The following is a 20,755-nucleotide window of genomic DNA, read 5'->3' as shown; positions in this document are numbered from 1 at the left end:
TTTTACCCTAAATAATGTGTAATTCAGTAAAACTTTTATGCTATATCGCATATAATCCAAAATCCGATTTTTACTTTTAGCCGGATCATATCATGTCATCTTGTCCTTGTGGATCACAAAATACATATGAATTTTGTTGCGGTTTATACATCGACAACAAACAACTGCCAGAAACTCCTGAGCAATTGATGCGCTCGAGATATACTGCTTACAGTACCGGAAAAATTGATTACATCAAAAATACAATGACAGGCAAAGCGGCAACAAATTTTAATGAAATGGAAGCAGAGAAATGGGCTAACCGCGTGACCTGGATTGATTTAGATGTAATAGACACAAGTATGTCAGGCCCCGATAAAGGATTTGTTGAATTTAAAGCACGCTTTTCTGAGCATAACCAAATAAAATTTATTCATGAGTTGAGTGAATTCCATAAAGAAAATGGTCGTTGGTTCTATATCGATGGAGTGCATAAAGACAAATTAAATAAAACAAGCAAACCCAAAGTTGCTCGTAATGCGCCCTGCCCTTGTGGAAGCGGCAAAAAATTTAAAAATTGTCATGCAAAATAACAATTAGAGTTAAATTATGAATGGTCACCTATTACTGAATGTTTTCATCTTTCTTGCTTCAGCCTGCATTATGGTTCCTATTGCCAGCCGGTTCAAACTGGGTTCGGTCCTGGGATATCTTATAGTTGGTATTCTTATAGGCCCATTTGGATTGAAGCTCATTGGGAACACCCAACAAATTATGAATTTTGGTGAGTTTGGTGTGGTTATGATGTTGTTTCTCATCGGTTTGGAATTGGAACCAGCCATGTTATGGAAGCTTCGTAAACTCATTATAGGATTAGGTGGTTTACAAGTTCTCCTAACTACAAGTATCTTAACAGCGATTGGGGTTCTGATCGGTTTTGAATGGCGAGCAACTTTGACTGTAAGCATGGCTCTGTCACTTTCGTCAACAGCTCTTGTATTGCAGATGCTCCAAGAAAAAAACTTGCTCAAAACAGCAGAAGGTGAGACTTCATTTGCTGTATTGTTATTTCAAGATATTGCTGTAATTCCCATATTAATTATTATCCCGCTACTCGCACAACACGGAAACATACAAGTTAATGTCCATGAATCAGCATTTATTATGCATCTACCAAGATGGTTATATGCTATTTTTGTTGCTGGTGTAGTTGGATCCGTTATTTTAATCGGTCATTATTTATCCAGACATTTATTTTTAATTATTGCTAAAACCAATTTACGCGAAGTATTTACCGCTTTTTCACTTGCTTTAGTCGTTGGGGTTACTTTATTAATGGAGTTTATTGGTGTTTCTCCTGCCTTAGGCGCATTTATTGCAGGTGTTGTATTAGCCAATTCCCAGTACAAACATGCAGTTGATGCTGATATCCAACCTTTTAAAGGAATCTTGCTTGGATTATTTTTTATTTCTGTGGGAATGGCAATGAATTTCTCTCTTTTTTCGCAGAAAGCCATGCTGATTCTCATTACGGTGATTGCCCTAGTTACACTTAAAGCCGCTATTTTGTATTTTCTAGGATTTTTGTTTGACTTAAGCAAGTTGCAATCTGTAGGTTTTGCTTTTGCTTTATCTCAAGGGAGTGAATTTGCCTTTGTACTCTTTCAATATGCCGGGATAATTAAAGTAATCAGCCCAGAATATGAGGCTTTTTTTACTCTTGTGGTTGCATTATCCATGCTCGCTACTCCCTTTTTAATCCTTCTTTATAAGCGCTTTATTATCCCCAAATTTATGAGCTTCATACCTGAACGTGAATATGACTCCATCAATGAAAGAAATGGGATTATTCTTGCCGGCTATGGACGTTTTGGACAAATTATTGGGCGTTTGCTTAATGGTGAAAATATAAAAATTACAGTATTAGAAAAAAATGCCGAACAAATTGAGTTACTCAGAAAATTTGGTTATGTAGGATATTTTGGAGATGCCAGCCGATTGGATTTATTAAAAAGTGCTGGTGCTGAACATGCAAAACTCCTGATAGTTGCTGTTGGAAATCCAGATGCAAATCTAAAGATTGTCAAGTTAGCGAAACAACATTTTCCTCACCTCAAAATTTTTGTTCGAGCTCGTAACCGTCGCCATGCTTATGAATTATATCGAGTAGGTGTAGATTATTTCATTAGAGAATTATTTGACTCTTCTTTGAGTATGACCAAGGAAATTATGAAATTCCTGGGTTATAAAGATGAGGACATTCAGAAAAAGACAATAGCATTCCAAAGACATGACGAAGAGACATTAATTCAATCATTTGACTTTTTTGAAAAAGAAAGCGACCTAATCAACTTCTCACGGCAAGCAAAGGGTGAGTTGGAACGTATCTTACAATCGAGTTAAAAAGTACAACTCAAGTTTATTCATTGAAGGCTGGTTACTGCGAAGCGTAACCTGGGATTTTGAGCTTATTTTTCCTGGGTTTCACTTCGCTGCCCCCAGGCTATAGTAATCAGATATTTTTTGGGAGTATTAACAACTTATGATCAATTTTCAGCAAATTTCTTTGAAAACCTTTCTCAGCGAGTATTGGCAAAAAAAACCTCTAGTGATTCGTAATGCCATTCCGGATTTCACGAATCCATTATCTCCTGATGAATTGGCGGGCCTTGCACTTGAAGAAGATGTTGAAAGTCGCCTTATCTTCGAAACACCCCATGAAGAACCTTTTTGGCATTTAAAGCGCGGGCCATTTTCTGAAAATGACTTTAATCTTCTCCCCCCCACCCATTGGACCGTGCTCGTACAAGGCGTAGATAGATTAATTCCTGAGATATATGATTTACTCGATCATTTTGATTTTATTCCACAATGGCGGATTGATGATATTATGATTAGCTATGCTGCACTCCATGGCAGCGTCGGACCTCATTACGATAATTATGATGTTTTTTTATATCAAGCTCAGGGACGACGAGAATGGTCACTCACTACTAAAAAATGCAATAATGAGAATTACATCAAAGATCTCGAACTTCGTATTATGGAACAATTTGACGTCGAAGAGCGTTTGACTCTTGAAGAGGGAGATATGTTATATCTTCCACCCCATGTGGGCCACTACGGCATTTCCCTTTCCGAGGATTGCATGACCTACTCTTTTGGCTATCGTAGTTATCAAGGACAAGAATTATTGGATAGTCTAGGTGATTATTTAGCTGAAAAAGAAACATTCAATACATTATATCAAGACCCTGATTGGTCTCATTTGCACAGTACCTCTGAAATCACCCGCCCTGCCTGGCAAGCTGCACAAAAACTGTTACACCAATTAATCAGTGACGATAAAATAATGAAATCCTGGTTTGGATGCTTTGCAACACGCCTCGATCAAGAGGCAGAAATGCATTTACCTTTGCCTTTAGAAGAAAATAAACTAATTGATTTACCACATTTTATTAAGAAAATAAAAACAGGATCAGATCTGAACAGGGATGCAACATGTCGTTTTGCTTATCAAAAATCAGATGAACAATTCGAATATCAGTTTTATGTTAATGGCTGTGAATGGGATATAACCGGTGTTTCTGATGATTTGCTAAGCTACGTTGCTAATAATCGCCACTTACCCCATAAATCTCTTGCTATCTATTTAAATACTACACAAAATCAAATATTTATTTATAATTTATGGAAATTGCAATGGCTATACATTGCAGAAAACTGAGGTCTGTTTCCCTTTCGCGAACCTGAGTAAAAATGACATCGGAACGCAAGAATTCAGAGCAGTGAGGTTAAGATAGCAGAAATCTAGGATCTGTTTAGCGCTAAGACAAAAACTTGCGTATAAATTGGTTAAATTCAAAAACATAGAGTATAGTTAATATACATACCATAATAAGGACAGGTAATGAAAAAAATAATACTGGCTGTAATCTTGGTGTGCTCAACTGCCTTTTTGGTCAACTGTGGCGGCAATCCCTGTTGCGGGACTTGTGCTACTGATTGTGGCGGCTGCGGCGGTTGTAACGGGAGTTGGTATTAAAAATAGCAGGTAACTGTTCACAAAATGACGTAAAATTTGTCGCATGGACAAAAGTCTAAGACTGTCTCCTAGTCACCAGTTAAGATTATTGGAGAATATAAAATCAGATTTAAGTCCATGCCAAGATGTGCCCAATATGAATTTTCAGTAAGTTGTATGGAAGATCTATGTGGAAGCAGTAGGCGGCAAGCCCCTGATGCATTATGAGAACAATTACCTCACATCTTCACTACGCACGAGCTGAAACTTCAATTGGCCAACGGTTATTTTATGGCTAAATAAAGTAAGAAGTGCCCCTGTTAATACGAATACAATACCCACAGCGCCCCAGAGGTCCAATTTTTCACCTAAAAGTAATACACCAAAAATTGCCACAAATACCGGCTCTAAAACGGATAAAATAGAAGCTTTTTCTGAGTTGATGTATTTCAAGCTGTACAACAACAAAATTATGGGAGCTACGGTTGAAATGACAGAGATTCCTAATAAATGATACCAAACGTCCATTGAGGATGGGATCGAGAAAGAGTGATTAAAAAGAGAAACTAATAAACTGGTTACCATACACCCCAAACAAACCATAAAAGTAGACATATTTGGAGAGAGTTCATTCCTTTTACTGCCTATTACATAGCATGCATAAAAAAAAGCAGAAGCAATGCCCAGTAAAATACCCCATAGGTCAAAAGACAGTGCATTCAATTTCACCATAAGCGTCATTCCGATTAAAATCACTACAATGGCAAAATAATAAACTTGAGGAATTGATTGCCCGTAAAAGAAGTAATTGAGCAACATAATAAGTACTGGATAGGTAAAAAAGATAACCATCGCCAGTCCAGAACCTATGTAATGAGATGCTAAAAAATAAAGCCAGGTTGATACACCATAAAAGAAAGCGCCTGTTAAAAAGGCAAGAAACATCTTTTTATAAGAATCGTGTTTTTTTTTTATTTTGGGCAACATGATGATTAAAATAATCATACTGGAAATTAAAAAACGCCAGAACAACATAGTGCTCGCGGATAAATTGCCATTCATTGCGCTTATACCAAAATAGCCAATAAACCCATAAAGAAATCCAGATAAAATGGCATAGATAGAACCGCGATACTCTTGATTTATCATCATGATAATACTGCCTGAAAAAACTAACTTACGAAAAAGCGGGTTAAGTTTTTAATCCTACCTGAAAGCATGAAGGTAAAGTATACCTACATAAAAATGAGAAGTTAGTGTATCATTTTTTCTGCATAATACCATATTGAAAACAAAAGATACATACTGTATCATTTGCCTACTTATAATTGAGATTGTAACTATGCTTCGTTTTTTTCTCTTAATCTTTTCCCTCTTTGTAGTAACTACTGATATCTATGCCGACTCAGCAGCATGTACTGAACACCAATGTATTGCCGTTGTTGATGCGGGGAGTACGGGGTCAAGACTTCATGTTTTTGCTTATGATCTTGATGAAACGAACACACCTTCTCGGATCACAGAAATATGGTCTAAAAAGATCAAACCTGGATTTTCAATGATTGAAGCCAATCAATATACTGTAGATGCATATCTGACAACGCTTTTTTCCGGAGCCCCTGCTCAGCACATACCTGTTTATTTTTATGCGACTGCAGGAATGCGACTTGTGCCGCAAACCAAACAAAAAACTTATTATCAGGAAGTACAAAAGTGGTTTAATCAGAAACCTGAATGGCGGCTTGTAGAGGCAAAAACCATTACGGGACATGATGAAGCTTTATATGATTGGCTTGCGGTAAACTATCATATAGGAGCCCTCAAATCACCTTCTAACGAGCCTGTAGGAGTTATGGATATTGGTGGCGCATCAGTGCAAATCGTTTTCCCAATACGCAATAAAACGGATAATAAAGGAACGCAGGTTGAATTGGAGCTTTACGGTCGCCACATCAATTTATCTGTTCACAGTTTCCTCGGTCTTGGACAAAATGAAATGGCTCACCAACTTCTTGATACAACCTCCTGCTTCTCAGATGGTTATCCTCTTTCTGATGGCAGTTCTGGACAAGGTGATGCATTGACCTGTGAACAAGAAGTAAGCCCTTTAATTAAAATGCATAAGGTCTCTCATGAAGTGCAGCCGGATCTTTCTGCCAGTCATATTAATTCCTGGTATGCCATTGGTGGTTTCCCAAATCTTGTGGAAAGCAAACCGTTCCACTTCCAAAACAACCAATTGACCATTCAAGATTTATTACAACAGGCAAATACCCTGATTTGTCATCAACAATGGGAAAATCTCAGCAATCAATTCCCAAACAACGAATACATCGAGTCATATTGCCTCTTACCCTCTTTTTATTATGCTTTGATGGTGGAAGGCTATGGTTTAGCAGTAAATCAACCCGTGAATTATATTCCTTCAGAACAAAATCTGGACTGGACTTTAGGTGTAGTTCTGCATCATTAATGTTAAAAGGCCTGCCATTCTGGTGTAGGAATTATTCTGGATACTGTGCATAAAGCGCAGTAGGTAGGAATATAGCCGTGCGAAGTTGCTTCGACTGCAGTAATGTAGTGCAGAGGAACCTGTGGTTAATTAATCGTTTATCTCCAGATTCCCCCGTTTTTTTATCTACGTACCACGCTTTATGTTCGCCAGAGATCTTGCTAATATAAAAATCAGGAACTCATAAAATTTATAATTCGTCCAAAGAAAAATCCTCGATTTTTAAAGTGGATGGTTGGCTATAAAAAGAACATAAAGCATCACGAAATTTTTGCGCACGCAGTGATAAGCCATGTTTACAATAATGTACAACCTGCTTATATACTGACTGTTTAAAAACAATAGTATCTGATTCCATACCATTTAAGTTGTCAATACTGATATAAAATTTATACCCCGCAGCCTTTGAAAGAATCCATTCTATTGCTTGCGGTTTTACTTCAACTTGTTGAAATAATGCCTGTTGTTCTACTGTACGTCCATCAGGCATATACCAATATCCAAAATCGACTTGCTTTCTACGTTCTTCTCCAGCAATGAGCCAGTGAGAGCATTCATGCAGAGCACTGCTAAAAAAGCCATGGGCAAAATATATAGCGTTGTATGGGTGCCGTTCCCCAGCAGGTATGTAGATAGGCTCATTATCGCCTTTAACCAGCCTGGTATTGAACTCCTCACCAAAGCAATTATAAAAAAGTGCTATTAAATCTTGATATTGATGCACTAATAGTTTTTCACTCATTAATTTACACATACTGATTAATTTATACTAATATAATTAAAGAGTCATTATTTTTATGAGTTCCTGGAATTTGGAGTTCCGACGATAAAAATGCAAAAAAAAGCACTGTCGTACCGATTAGGAAGATTTATAAATAAGCTCCGTTGGCCAATCATAGGCATATGGTTGCTCGCAATAGTACTCTGCATCCCCTTTTTACCGCATATTATTGATCCATTTAAAACAACTGGATTTATTGATGAAAGCTCTGCCAGTGCACGTGCAGAAAATTATATGAATAAAAAATTGGGATATAACGATAAGAATAAATTTCTTATCATGTATCATAGCGATAAACTTTTAGCGACCAAGGATCAATTTAAGAAAAAAATTAAAGCATCATTATCCGATTTAAAAGATTTCCCAATTAAACACGAAATTATTTATCCTGACGATAAACATCAAATTTCCAAAGATAAACATACAGCTTATGTTGTAGTGATCATCAAAACCAATAAACAACTTAGCGATGACTTATTAAAACAATTTACAGAATCAATAAAAACACCGTCGCGCATGACCATGAAAATTGGCGGAGAACCGCTTTTTGTAAAAAATGTGAATCAACAAACACAAACAGACCTTTTCAAAGCGGATATGATTGCAACCCCAGTAGCGATTATCACCTTAATTCTTGTATTTGGATCGGTAATTGCAGCCACACTCCCTATTGTTTTAGGAGGAGGATGCGCCATAATTATCCTAACTACACTTTATTTTTTAGGGCATCTGTTTACCCTGTCTATTTTTACCATCAACATTGCTTTATTACTCGGCCTGTGTCTTTGCTTGGATTATTCATTATTTTTTATTAGTCGATTTAGAGATGAATTAAAGAATGGATTAAATATTGAAGAAGCAATAGCAACCACTCAAGAAACCGCAGGTAAAGCAATCTTTTTTAGTGGTTTAGCAGTTTTTGTAAGCCTCAGTGCACTATTTTTATTTCCGGTCAATATTCTTTTTTCAGTTGCAGTCGGTGGTTTGGCTGCTGTTTTTTTCGCAGTACTCATATCAACTATATTTTTACCAGCAATTCTTGCGGTTCTGAAATCAAAAATTAACTTGCTCTCAGTACGCCTATTTAAGAATAAAAATAATGCCAGTTGCTGGCGCTGGCTTGCAGAGCGGGTAGTTCGGCATCCTGCCCTCTTTTTCTTCCCCATTCTTATTTTTTTATTGGTGCTAGGATACCCTTTACTAGTATCAAAATTTGGTATCTCAGATTATCGTATGTTCCCAGAAAAATCAGAAAATCGAGCATTCTACGATACATATGCAAAGCAATTTCAGATTGAACAATTAAATCCGATCATATTGGTTATTGAATCACCATCCTCATCAATTTTGTCGCGTCAGAATCTTTATAAAATATATAATTTGGTCAATAAACTAAAACGAAATTCACTGGTCAAAGAAGTCAATGGCATCATCAGCAGTAATTCGGATCTAAAAAAAGGACAGTATTACACTCTCTATCATTTAGACAAAAAATTACTCGATCCGAGCGTGAAACAATTACTTAACACAACAACTACCAAGCACATGGCCATCATTAATGTGATCAGCAAATATCCAGCAGATTCCGAGGAAACCAAAAAACTCATTAATAAGCTGCAGCAAACAAAATTAGGCTCAGGATTAAAGGTACAGGTTACTGGAGTAGCAGTGAGTAATGTTGATGTGCTTCATAGTATTTATCATTATCTCCCTTATGCCATCCTTTGGATAATGGTGTTTTCTTATCTGATACTCCTATTTTTGTTGAGATCTCTATTTTTGCCATTAAAAGCAATTGTAATGACCTTATTAAGCCTAAGCGCTGCATATGGAGCCCTGGTTTTTATATTCCAGGAAGGATATTTTTCTGAACTTCTTAACTTCCAGCCGCAAGGAATGCTCGATATTAGTTTATTAGTCATCATATTTTGTGCTCTTTTTGGTTTTTCAATGGACTATGAAGTATTTTTATTGACTCGAATTAAAGAGGCACATCAGCTAACTAAAGATAACAACAAGAGTATTATTTTTGGCATTGAAAAAAGCAGCCGTATTATTACGAGTGCTGCACTAATTGTCATCGTAATTTGCTGTGCTTTCTTGATTGCTGATGTATTAATGGTCAAAGCATTTGGCCTTGGCATCGCAGTTGCTATTTTTGTGGATGCTTTTTTAATACGAAGCTTTTTAGTTCCTGCAACAATGGCTCTCTTCAAGTCTTGGGTCTGGTATCTCCCCAAATGGTTGGATCGAATCCTGCCCAAGCTGTAACCCATCAGTTAAGTTAAATATGTCCGAAATGGTTACTATTTTAACTAGATAAATTAGAACAATTTAGACAAGATTGAAGAAATGTAAACACACCCTGGCTTTTACATCATTAAAAATCACATCTTCATCCAATGTCTTTTGCAGCCTGATTAATTTTCTGATAGAGTTACTTAGATAAAATTTCAGGCCTTAATAAAAAAGAGGATGTTAAAAATGATACGAGGATTTTTTGCAGGTTTAATGTGTTTGCTAAGTTTCTCTGTTTTTTCATACGGTAATCCTTGTGGTAATGCTGTTCCTACTAATGATTTAAATTTTTGTGCCTCATTTAAATTAGTTGCAACATGTTATTGCACCTCTTCAGGTTTACCTGCTGGTATGTGCCAAGATATGAATATGCTTTATGCACGTATGGTGAGTGTATATGGCTCATTAGATAAAGCTTGTGCAGCACAACCTTACACTACAAAACAAGATTGTCTTGATAATTGGAATTGTTATCGCCTTGGTGGGATGGATTCTCGAGGCAGAATATGTAGTTCCACTCGGAAATCCTGTCAATAATTTTATTAAATTATAAAAGTCAGAAAAATTTAATTAAGTTGGGCTTCGGCCCAACAGAAATTCTAATGATTAAAGCAATCTTGGTAGAGTATTATTGTGCATAATAAAAAATCAAAATTATTTTTTTTCTCATTCTTATTTCTTTCTACATCCTCTTGTTTAGCAGAGAACAGTAATCTACCACAGCACCCTTTTTATGTAGGTGCAATAGGCGGTTTTGGCTCAACTACGTGGAAAGGTTTAGTTCCCACTAAAGAAAATCAAAATGTTGCTCTTATGCTCTCAACACCAATAAAAGTTGAAGAGGGCGGCAGCGTGTGGGGTGTCTTGGCAGGATTTGAATTTACTCACTTCTTTGCGATTGAAATGAATTACACTCACTTTCCGGAAGCGAATGTTAATTTCGACTCTATAAGTTTATTCAGTTTCGATCATGATGGCTTAGAAACTTTAACCTCTCAAACCGAAGTCCTGACTTTGATGGGAAAGCTCATGGTCCCTATTCCCCATTCACAAATGAAAATTTTTTCTGGTGCAGGGGTAGCAGGTGTGCACCGTAAAGATATCGTTGTTGATAATTGGCGGCCAGGGCCTACTTTTAGTGTGGGATTAAATTATAACTTTACCGAACGAATAATGGGTGAAATTGCGGGATCTTTTACTGCTGGCTACGGAGAATCGCAACTTAATCCAGCAGACGCATATTATCCATTTCTTTACTCAGTCGCTGCCCATCTGATTTTTCGTTTTTAATGCTTTTTTAAAAACTAGCATACTATTGCTGCAATATCCCAATATAGCCTCGGATTATTACTGTATAATCCGGCTTTCTATTACCGCATTTATCCGATTGTCGCTATAAGTAAATAGTCTACTAGCCAGCTAGGCGGCTAATACTGACTAGGAACCTATGCAGGGGCTAATCTAGCCTACTTTTATAACTGATTTAACTACCCCTAAGGTGGTAGGTTACCAAACATGTCTTTACCAATATAATATTCAGCATAGCATTTTTCCAAATTCGGCTTTAAGTTTGAATTTTCAATCCCTAATTGCTCTACTAGAGTCAAGGTGCGCCGTATATGGGCCGCTTTTGCTCGAGTAACGTAAAATGGCAGGACACAATTAGCCTTCTGGGAGTCTGCACTTTCTTCGAGCAAAGTTTTTTTGGTAAGTCTATCAATATGTTTGCATTTTCTTTCTGCATCCGGTAAAAAACTCTTTTCTTTTACCAGACAACGCATTACCTGATAATAGGTATGTATTTGTTGATAGGTCAAATCGATATGAACTGCATTATCCTCATTATAAATATCCATAGTTGGATTTCTAGAAAGCAAAGGATTATGCATTTGTGCAAGCCCTGCTTTCTCTATAAGTTCATCATTTTGGACAGAAGAATTTGAGCCGTGTTTATTAGAAAAAAAATAAGAGAATATAAGAGCACTTGCAAATAAACCTCCTGCAATGCTCAGAAAAGAAAGAGCAGGTAAAATACCGACAAATGCCAGACAAGTCCCAACAAGAATTTCTAATACAGGTATAGAGATCATCCAATTTTTTATAAGAAAATACATCCAAGGTCGAACTGCGTAAGTGTACGGTAGTAAAAAAAGACTATAAACTAAGGTTCTACCCAGTGTATAAAGCCAAAAATTGCGTGTTTTTCGTTTGGCATTATCCTGTTCTGCCTCAATATAAGTAAAAATTGTATCAGCAAAACCCGCGTAATTTAAAAAATGATCACAAAAACGATTAGGTCCTTTTTTGTCTTTGGGAGGAATTACCTGAATAATATACCAATCATCCTTCCAAACTCCAAAAGCCGACACGGGATCATTTCCCTGTTTTTGCACAACAACTTCCGGTTTTTCAATCAACCTATCCCAATAATCATAACGTCTTTTAAACCAGGCATCATGAAGTCCAGCGGGATTTAATGCGTCAACCCGTGCAAGTTTATACTTTCCTTTATCAATAGCGAGCAATAAACTTAAAGATCCACCTAAGCTTACCCCACATACATGTATTTTATTTTTTTGTGAACTGAGCCATTCATGAATTCTTTTTCGCCCCATTCGATAAAGAGACTCACCAACTGTGGAAAACCCCTTAGAATCCGTATTAATTTGAGGTAAAAAACCTTGCCCTGCTGGATAAGTTGTTCCCATAAAAATTAAATGTGACTCCGCTTTCTGATTAAAAATTGGCTCCAGTCCATAAGCAAAAACACGATCTCTGTCATGGATGAAATAATTCTGCCATCCTGTTCGTTCAGTTAATTCAATTGGTTTAACCTGATATTCGACAAGCTCCCAATGTCCATCAATACATTGAGGGATTTTTATGGATTCATAAGGTGTTAAATCGCTGTAAGGAAGTAAAGTTAAACAATTACTCAAGTAAAGATTAACTTGTTCTTGTTGTGCGTCCGTTAATTTTTTCCCTTTAAGTTGTCCAAAAAGCTCTGAAAACCCTTGTTGGAAAGCGAAACGTAACTCCCTTAATAACTCATGATCACGCTGTACAAAAATAGCATGAGCTATTGTAGAAGTTAACAACTCAGTCCACTGCTCCGTCCACCCCATCATTAAAAGCCGTACTGCATTACGAGCAATAATTGGTGCCTGCTTCTCAGGATCTACACCATCGATTGGTTCAAATTGACGTTGTGGGAAAAAGTTAAGATCTATTCCACCTCGGAAAGTAGCTTTTATAGGCACATTTGCCTCCCAAAATAATTACAGTTTGTAATTACCTTATCCCGGAGCAAAAATTTCTTGGAACGCTCGAATTTAAATGCATGTGGAGGTATTCAATACGAACGTTCTTAATATTGAGGATAAGTGTTTATTATAGTTTTTCTTGTTGCAGGGAAGTCACAATAGCAGGGCGTTCTGCAACAATACTCATGAATTTTTCAATATGTTTATAGGCTGAAAGATCCATTTTAAAATAATGGGTCCACCGTATTATGACAAACAAATAAGCATCTGGTAAGGTAAACTCTTTACCCATCAAATAGGGTCCACTCGCAAGACGCTCATTTACATGTTTCAATTTGACATTAATTATGGACATAAAAATGCTTTTTGTTTCATCATTAAGATTAGGATAGAAAAACATGCCTGCTGTTTTATGTAATTCAGTAGCAACATAATTGAGCCATTCTAGAGTATGGTATCTAGTTAAATCACCTACTGAAGGCAAAAGTTTTTGGCCGGGTGTTGTATCTGCTAAATATTGCAAAATCACCTGATTTTCAGTCAGTATGTCGCCATTATCAAGACAAAGTGCAGGAACAGCACCTTTTGGATTAATGGATAAATAATTTTCGTCTGAGCGAGTTTTTTTTGCTTGCAAATCGACTTCTTCATCCTGAAAATTAAGGCCTAACTCATTAAGAACAATACGTACAGCTAAGGAACACGCTGATTTGGTGTAATAAAGCTTCATATTCACTCCTTTGATTCATAGTTAATACCGAGTGGTATATTTAAAAGAAACTCAAAAACTACTTATAATATGCTTTTTGTACACGATTGAACACTGCTAAAATGAGTCTCTCTAACTTAGTTTCCTATTCTTGATTTCCGTTGTAAGATCTTCTTCCACTTCTGCAAGTAAATTCATAGTGGCCGATTGTCTTTTAATGAAAGGAAGAGAGTCCCAGAAATATTCTTTTCTTAAAACGTTTAATATTTTCTGATTATTTTTATCATCTTTCCAGGTAAGGATGTTCGTTAGTAATCGATCAAGCGATAAATCTTTCGGAGATCCTACGATATTTAAATACAATTCTTTCAATTTCAGAAACTTATCCTGAGTATACTGAGAATCAGGCTCGAGGAGTAGCATATTTTCCATCCGCGAGTATAACTTTGTGATTACTTTTTCTTTTGCCTTATCCGATTGGAAAGACGCTGGGGGCGGTGGAAGTACATAAAATGGTAAGTTCTCACTTGGGCTGCCATACTCCAATACCGTCTCATACGGTAGATTCGTCAAAAAAGAAGAAGAAACTGACGGAGATATGGGTACATGTTGAATTGCTTCAATAAGTTCTATTGCGGCATGCCTACATGTATTACCTACATTCAACTCAAGAAGATCCGTATTTAGTTTATTTACATTTACCGAGGATAATTTTTTTTCACTGGTAAGCGTCAAGGTAACTTCATCCTTCGCTGAGTCAGAATCAGGTTTATAACATGTATATGTATCATGACCTCGCAAAGATTCTAATATTCTCACAAATTCTATGTATTGCTCATAGGAAATATCATAGGCCTGGTAAGTAATTGGAACATTACCTCTTTTTTTTCGGGAAACGCCTTCATCCTTTAAATAGGCTTTACTAGCAAAAAAAAGGGCATTGCAAAGAAATTGCAGATTAGTAGGATAATCCGTTTCACCATTCTCATCCACTTCAACCTCGGCAACTTTACCAACGCGACAAAGTACATGACGGAATTTATTTTGATCATATACTCCCAACATGATAAAAGAATGTCCCATTTTTTTATTAATTGAAATAAAAAAATGATCCGTGATTTTATTAACCGTTAAGGATTCCGGTGGTTGATACTCAGGTTCCGTTGATTGATACTCAGATTCAGGTGATTGAGAGCCGGATTCAAGAGATTGAGACTCATGTGATCGATTCTTACTTCGCATGTCTACTTATAACCCAAAGTGTAGAATTGTATCACGTGAATTATATGCATACTACAATTTGAAAGGTTAATTTATTGCAATTTTTTTGAAGAGCTTGCATAAAAGGCCTTCTCCCCAAAAGGGAGAAGGTAAAACAGAATCACGAGATGCACTGCAATTCAGGATAGCTTTTCAATATTACTTTGTATAAATTTTGGTTCGCTTCGATGATCTCATCGCCTAATTTTGAATCCGGATTCCCTTCTCCTCCTTTGCTATTTAAAGCAACCACTGTAGTAACATTATTGCAAGGCTGCCAAAAATACATCACGCGAAAACCTAAAGTGCTTCCTTTATAAAACCAAAAACTTTGCTTGAGATCTTTATCATAAAAGGCTCCTACTCCCAAGCCAAATCCATAAGGATCATCTTCATTCACATGCGGAATCGGTTTCCCTGTTTTCATGGATACAACAGATTCTAATTCAGCTAAAATTCGCTCTCTAAAAATGGGCTTAATTAAAGTTCCATGATAAAGCAATTGCACCCAGCGAACTACATCTTCGGGTGTAGCAACAATCGCACCAGCAGCCCCACCCCAGGATAAGTCATTGGTCAGCGTATCAATTAATTTATTTTTTTTCTCATCATATAAATACCCATGTACCCTGCGCTCTTCAATTGCCTTTCCTACAGATGGACCATCGGACCCGGCAAGATAAAAGGAATCATTTAATCCATTTTTTGAATTGATAATTCGCAATTTTAATTGGTTTTCAAAAGTATCATTGGTAATTTTTTCGATTACCAATGCAGCAAGAATGTAATTGGAATTAGAGTATTCAAAAAGATTTCCTTTTTTCTTTTTGAGTGGTTTTTCAGGGTGAGCGTATTTAAGCAACTCCTCATTCGTCCAAATTTTATCTAAATGTGATTCCATTTCTTTGGAAAATTCATCATCTTCAGAATAATTTGGTATGCCACTTGTCATATTTAATAATCGTCTCAAAGTGACATTTTTCCAATTAGGATATTGCGGTAACCATTTACCCAGAGGATCGTCTAGAGTCAATTTATCTTCGGTCTGTAATTGCAAAAGAATTAATGCAGTAAAGGATTTGGTAATGCTGCCAATATCAAACAAATTATTTGAGGTAATAGGTTGGGATATAGGAGGATAGCCCATAGTACCAAACACCACTGTTTTGATTTCCTTTTTGTAATTCATTTGATTCTGAGGAATGAAGACAGAAGCAGCGATAGCAGTAAATTTTTCCTTTTTACTGTACTTGTTATAGTAAGCATTAATCTCTTGTTGCAACTGATTTGTGAGTGCAGAAGAAGTCTCCGAGCCAGCATAAAGTATTGGCGAAGCCATAAAAGAGCTTAAGACAAATCCCAATAATTGTGATTTCAATTTCATAAGGTATCATCCTTTCTTTATAAAAGTGTTTGTCGATTCGACAGCACATGATATAGCGCCACCGCTATACTTTTCGAACACACAGAGTCTGCAGGCTACATGCATCAACCTGCAGTCCTTGAGAGTACCTATCAATGAGTTGCTTGAGCTCTGATTTTCAATTGTTCCAAGGCATTTTGAAGGCGAGTTAGTACCCTTTCCCTTCCCAATAAAGTCAGTGTCATATCAATAGACGGCGACATACCAGAGCCTGTTATCGCTACTCGTAATGGTTGAGCTATTTTTCCCATATTAATATCAAATTGAGCGCTGACATCATTAATGCATTCTTGCAAATGATCTTTTTCCCATGATTTTACCGCTTGCAAACGTTCATAAAGCGCGGTCAATGGCTCTAAAATAACCGGACGTAAATGCTTTTTTACCGCAGCTTCATCGTATTCAATCGAATCAGTAAAAAAGTACAGGCTCATTTGACACATTTCAGTCAAAGTTTTACATCGTTCAGCTTGAATGGCAACTATATCAGTTAATTCAGGTCCTTTTGAGAGATCAACACCTGCCTGTTCAAAGTGCCAGCGTAAAGATTCAGCCACAGTCTCGACTGGATCATTTTTTTGATAATGTTGGTTTAACCAATACAATTTCTCATAGTTAAAACTTGAAACTCCTCGGCTTACATTTTTTAAATCAAAGCATTCAATCATCTCATTGATGCTAAAGATCTCTTGATCGCCATTTGACCAGCCTAAACGCACTAAATAATTTAACAAAGCATGAGGTAGAACACCTAACTCCTTAAATTGCAATACACTCACAGCACCGTGTCTTTTTGACAACCGCTTACCATCCTCTCCTAAGATCATAGGTAAATGAGCAAATACTGGAATGGGAGCCTTAAGTGCCTGAAACAAATTAATTTGTCTTGGCGTATTATTAATGTGATCATCACCACGAATCACGTGGGTAATTTTCATATCTATATCATCAATAACCACAGCAAAATTATAGGTCGGATGACCATCAGAGCGTACCAGAATCAAATCATCAAGCTCGTTATTTGCCACGTGGATTTCGCCATATACTTCATCATGAAACGTTACAGTTCCTTGAGCTGGATTCTTAAAACGAATCACAAATGGCTTATCGGATATGGGTAAATTTTTATCTCGACAGTGACCGTCATAGCGCGGTTTTTCTTTAGTAGCTAATTGTTCCGCTCGTAATGCTTCCAGACGCTCCTTACTGCATTCACAGCGATAAGCTTTACCCTCATCTAAAAATTGCTGTGCCACTTGCTTGTATCGCTCATAACGCTGGGTTTGATAAAATGGGCCTTCGTCATAATCCATGCCTAGCCAGGCCAGGCCATCCAAAATAGCCCTTACCGATTCTTGGGTTGAACGTTCCTGATCAGTGTCCTCTATGCGTAAGATGAATTCGCCGCCGTGGCGCTTTGCATAAAGCCATGAAAATAAAGCAGTTCTCACTCCACCCACGTGTAAAAATCCGGTTGGGCTTGGTGCAAATCGGGTTCTGACTGTCATAATCTCTTCCACATTGTAAGGAATAAAATAATCGGGCTATAATAACTGACTTTGCAGCCTGGGTGAAGCAAGACATTTGAATATTTGGAGTGTACTCGCAACGAAGCAACTCTTTCCTGAAGTTAGAGTTTCAAGAGGAGACTATTGTACAAATCATATCAGGTTACACTGGACTGCACACGCGCTAAAATAAGAGAATTATCCGAACTATTTGGTGAGTTATTTTGAAAAGAATTGGTATTAAATATCAACTGAGAATTACTACCCTAATCCCAGCCTTTTTAGTCGCCTTGCTTCTCGCTATTTTTTATAATGGACTATTTGGTAATGACTTAAAACAGCATATGTCGCGTCTGGGAGAAGCTTATATCCGCCAATTACTTCCCGCAGCTCAATACGCCATGCTCCGACGTGATGATCGTACTCTGCAAGGCTTAATCAATGCCTCTACTATTAACCCTGAAGTAATAGCTCTTGCCTTTTACAGTGGTGATGGGCAATTGCTAGCCTACCGCGGGGGAAAACATTCTCTGAATAAACCATTTAATCCGCCTAAATTTACAGGGGATTACATTGAAAGCAAGCAAATTAATCCCTTCACTATTAATTTTATTGCACCAGTTACCATTCCTAAATTTAATCTTTACTCTAATTCCCCCTTCAAGAACCTCTTAAGTCCTATGGCTACGCGTGCAGACGATATTTTAGGTTGGTTATCTATTGATATTGATACACGCTCAATGATAATAAAGCGCTATCAAATGCTCATAGTAACGATTTTTATTACGCTATTTGGTTTGCTTATGGGATTAACCATTCACTATTTTCTCTCCAAGCGTATTTATTTACCTATTTCTCGGTTACGCAGAAGCATGAAACAGATTTTGCGAAATGAATTCGAAACAGAAATAAAAACAACCAGCCCCGGTGAACTCGGTATTATTGAGCAAGGTTGTGCCCATTTGCAAAAAAAATATCTCGAAACAATTCGTGATTTGAATCAACATATTGAAGTAGCTACTGAGGATTTACAGCAAAGTCTTGAGCTGTTAGAAGAAAAAAATATCGAGTTGTCACTCGAGAAGAAAAAAATAGAAGAAAAAAGTCGGCAAAAATCAGAATTTATTGCCAATATGAGTCATGAAATCCGTACACCGATGAACGGAGTAATTGGTTTCACCAATGTTTTACTGGAAAGCAAACTTGATCCATTGCAATTGGATTATGTAAAAACGATAAAAACTTCTGCACAGGATTTATTAGGAATAATTAACGACATTCTCGATTTTTCCAAAATAGATGCTGGAAAACTTCACCTGGATTGCATCCCATTAAATATTCGTCATTGTATTGATGAAGTCCTTACACTCGCAGCACCCAATGCACATAAAAAGGGAATTGATTTAATCCCTATAACCGATATTAATGTGCCTAAAATTGTTTTGGGAGATCCTTTCAGAATAAAACAATTTATCACCAACTTAGTGACTAACGCCGTAAAGTTTACAGATCATGGTTATGTGCTGGTTCGCACTAAAGTAGAACAGGAAACTGATAAAGATTACACATTATGCATCACAATTACTGATACCGGTTTGGGGATTTCCCCAGAAGATCAGGGTAAATTGTTTACAGCATTTAACCAAGCGGATACAAGTATTACACGTCGTTACGGTGGTTCGGGCCTCGGTTTAGTTATTTGCAAAAAACTCTGTGAAGAAATGCAGGGTCGGATTACATTTACCAGTGAGCTCAATAAAGGCTCCAGCTTTACTGCTCATGTCAAAGTCGAAAAGCTGGTTGCTTATGAAATAGAAAAAAACCAGATACACCCCTTTGCCCATTTCAAAATGTTGTGTTTTGATGATAATTCCCTACACTTGGAAGCGCTATGCAATGGCTTAGGCTATTGGGGAATACAATGCGTTTCTGTAAATTCACTGAACCATCTTGAAAAAGCCCTGGAGAATAACAAAGACTGCAAAATTGCTTTTCTTAATATTAATAAAGGCTATGATCAAAAGATCGCAAATATCATCTCTAAACATAGTTATTTTCCTTATGTACTGATTTCCAAATGGCTCATTAATGATTACACCGCGCTCGGTGGTCAAGGCTTTTTATATAAACCAATTAGCATTCAAAAACTCCAAGATGTTATTGAATCACTCACTAGCCTGGAAAATATTGAAAAGCCGGTCAATCATGAATTGGATAGCTTGAGGGAACAATTACGTTTTATGCACCCAGATTTGCTTATTGCCGAAGATAATCCCGTTAATAAAATGCTTTTAAACTCTTTATTAGGAACCCATGCAAACATGACTTCAGTTGATGATGGCGAGATGGCTGTATCTGAGTGTCATGACAAAAAATATGATTTAATTTTACTTGACTTACAAATGCCGAAAATAAATGGTTTAGAAGCAGCGCGACTCATTCGTAAAGAATCACAACTTAACCGCCATACCCCCATAGTTTTAATTAGTGCAAATGGCAGTGATGTGAATAGTATTGATCTGAAAAAAGCAGGCGTGGATTATTGCTTACAAAAGCCTATAGATGAAAAACAATTACTCACACAAATCCTTCGTATTACAGATAAAGCAAAACATGCGGCAATCGACTGGCAATTATGTGTGCAAAAAGTATCGGGAAATCAAGCTCTTGCAGAAGAGTTTCTCGCACGCTTTGTTGAAGAGTTGCATAAAAATCGCGAAGAGTTCATCCAGTTAATGCATGATAAAAACATTAAAAAATTAGGGGAGGCAGCACATAAACTTCATGGAGCATGTTGTTTTTCCGGTGTACCCACGTTACAAAAAAAAGTAGTTCATGTAGAAAAACTGGCTGTACATGCCGCTTCAATTGAAGAATTGGCCACTCCTTTTGCAGAATTAATTCAAAGTATTGATGCAGTAATTAATGAGTATGAAAATCAAAAAATAAGAATTTAGTGATTACCTATCCTTTTTTGCAAGACTTGCAAGAGATTTAC

At 36.9% G+C, this 20,755-nt stretch carries 16 protein-coding genes; 9 read left to right on the top strand and 7 right to left on the bottom strand.

Translation table 11 applies throughout. The annotated features are described in order from the left end of the window. The first annotated feature begins 92 nt into the window (after positions 1-92). From Lpar_RS11615 to Lpar_RS19555, 4 genes are all read left to right on the top strand, one after another. Positions 93-572 carry a YchJ family protein gene (locus tag Lpar_RS11615; protein ID WP_058518089.1) on the top strand — a complete coding sequence of 160 codons (480 nt, stop codon included), beginning with the start codon at positions 93-95 and terminating at the stop codon, positions 570-572. Between the two features lie 16 nt (positions 573-588). Beyond that, a complete protein-coding gene (locus Lpar_RS11610; protein WP_058518088.1) occupies positions 589-2,382 on the top strand; it encodes a monovalent cation:proton antiporter-2 (CPA2) family protein in 1,794 nt (597 codons plus the stop codon). A 139-nt stretch (positions 2,383-2,521) separates the two neighbouring features. Then, complete coding sequence (locus Lpar_RS11605; RefSeq protein WP_058518087.1) at positions 2,522-3,706, top strand: JmjC domain-containing protein; 1,185 nt, start codon at positions 2,522-2,524, stop codon at positions 3,704-3,706. A 183-nt stretch (positions 3,707-3,889) separates the two neighbouring features. Further along, positions 3,890-4,024, top strand: coding sequence for a hypothetical protein (locus Lpar_RS19555; protein ID WP_259293089.1), 135 nt, complete (start codon positions 3,890-3,892; stop codon positions 4,022-4,024). Between the two features lie 213 nt (positions 4,025-4,237). On the opposite strand, the gene Lpar_RS11600 is transcribed toward Lpar_RS19555, so the two are convergent. Then, the gene (locus Lpar_RS11600; protein ID WP_172465795.1) at positions 4,238-5,152 is read right to left on the bottom strand and encodes a DMT family transporter; all 915 of its coding nucleotides are present in this window, start codon (positions 5,150-5,152) and stop codon (positions 4,238-4,240) included. 193 nt (positions 5,153-5,345) lie between these two features. Here Lpar_RS11600 and Lpar_RS11595 point away from each other — a divergent pair, with 193 nt between their 5' ends. After that, positions 5,346-6,476: an acetate and sugar kinases/Hsc70/actin family protein gene (locus Lpar_RS11595; RefSeq protein ID WP_058518085.1), complete on the top strand. Its 1,131-nt coding sequence runs from the start codon at positions 5,346-5,348 to the stop codon at positions 6,474-6,476. Between the two features lie 229 nt (positions 6,477-6,705). Here Lpar_RS11595 and Lpar_RS11590 read toward each other — a convergent pair whose 3' ends face one another. Next, entirely contained in the window at positions 6,706-7,239 is a 534-nt protein-coding gene (locus Lpar_RS11590; RefSeq protein ID WP_058519252.1) for an elongation factor P hydroxylase, read from the bottom strand. A gap of 108 nt (positions 7,240-7,347) precedes the next feature. Between Lpar_RS11590 and Lpar_RS11585 the strand changes: the two genes are divergently transcribed. The 3 genes from Lpar_RS11585 (at position 7,348) to Lpar_RS11575 (ending at position 10,884) form a co-directional block, all read left to right on the top strand. Continuing rightward, positions 7,348-9,567 carry an MMPL family transporter gene (locus tag Lpar_RS11585; protein ID WP_058518084.1) on the top strand — a complete coding sequence of 740 codons (2,220 nt, stop codon included), beginning with the start codon at positions 7,348-7,350 and terminating at the stop codon, positions 9,565-9,567. Between the two features lie 213 nt (positions 9,568-9,780). Next, positions 9,781-10,131, top strand: coding sequence for a hypothetical protein (locus Lpar_RS11580; protein WP_058518083.1), 351 nt, complete (start codon positions 9,781-9,783; stop codon positions 10,129-10,131). Positions 10,132-10,227: 96 nt separating this feature from the next. Next, complete coding sequence (locus tag Lpar_RS11575; RefSeq protein ID WP_058518082.1) at positions 10,228-10,884, top strand: hypothetical protein; 657 nt, start codon at positions 10,228-10,230, stop codon at positions 10,882-10,884. 203 nt (positions 10,885-11,087) lie between these two features. Here the strand turns inward: Lpar_RS11575 and Lpar_RS11570 are convergent, their stop codons facing one another. From Lpar_RS11570 to gltX, 5 genes are all read right to left on the bottom strand, one after another. Then, positions 11,088-12,854, bottom strand: coding sequence for a hypothetical protein (locus Lpar_RS11570; RefSeq protein WP_058518081.1), 1,767 nt, complete (start codon positions 12,852-12,854; stop codon positions 11,088-11,090). Positions 12,855-12,984: 130 nt separating this feature from the next. Beyond that, a complete protein-coding gene (gene gstA, locus Lpar_RS11565) occupies positions 12,985-13,587 on the bottom strand; it encodes a glutathione transferase GstA (RefSeq protein WP_058518080.1) in 603 nt (200 codons plus the stop codon). Positions 13,588-13,698: 111 nt separating this feature from the next. Then, entirely contained in the window at positions 13,699-14,808 is a 1,110-nt protein-coding gene (locus tag Lpar_RS11560) for a hypothetical protein (RefSeq protein ID WP_058518079.1), read from the bottom strand. Between the two features lie 139 nt (positions 14,809-14,947). Continuing rightward, the gene (locus Lpar_RS11555; protein ID WP_058518078.1) at positions 14,948-16,210 is read right to left on the bottom strand and encodes a serine hydrolase domain-containing protein; all 1,263 of its coding nucleotides are present in this window, start codon (positions 16,208-16,210) and stop codon (positions 14,948-14,950) included. 131 nt (positions 16,211-16,341) lie between these two features. After that, the gene (gltX, locus tag Lpar_RS11550; protein WP_058518077.1) at positions 16,342-17,757 is read right to left on the bottom strand and encodes a glutamate--tRNA ligase; all 1,416 of its coding nucleotides are present in this window, start codon (positions 17,755-17,757) and stop codon (positions 16,342-16,344) included. Between the two features lie 221 nt (positions 17,758-17,978). Between gltX and letS the strand changes: the two genes are divergently transcribed. Further along, entirely contained in the window at positions 17,979-20,714 is a 2,736-nt protein-coding gene (gene letS / locus Lpar_RS11545; RefSeq protein WP_115341244.1) for a two-component system sensor histidine kinase LetS, read from the top strand. Positions 20,715-20,755 lie beyond the last annotated feature (41 nt).

The sequence above is a fragment of the Legionella parisiensis genome, from assembly GCF_001467945.1.
Taxonomy (GTDB): domain Bacteria; phylum Pseudomonadota; class Gammaproteobacteria; order Legionellales; family Legionellaceae; genus Legionella; species Legionella parisiensis.
Note: the sequence above shows the minus strand (reverse complement) of the source record. Positions and strands in the feature narration are given on the sequence as shown.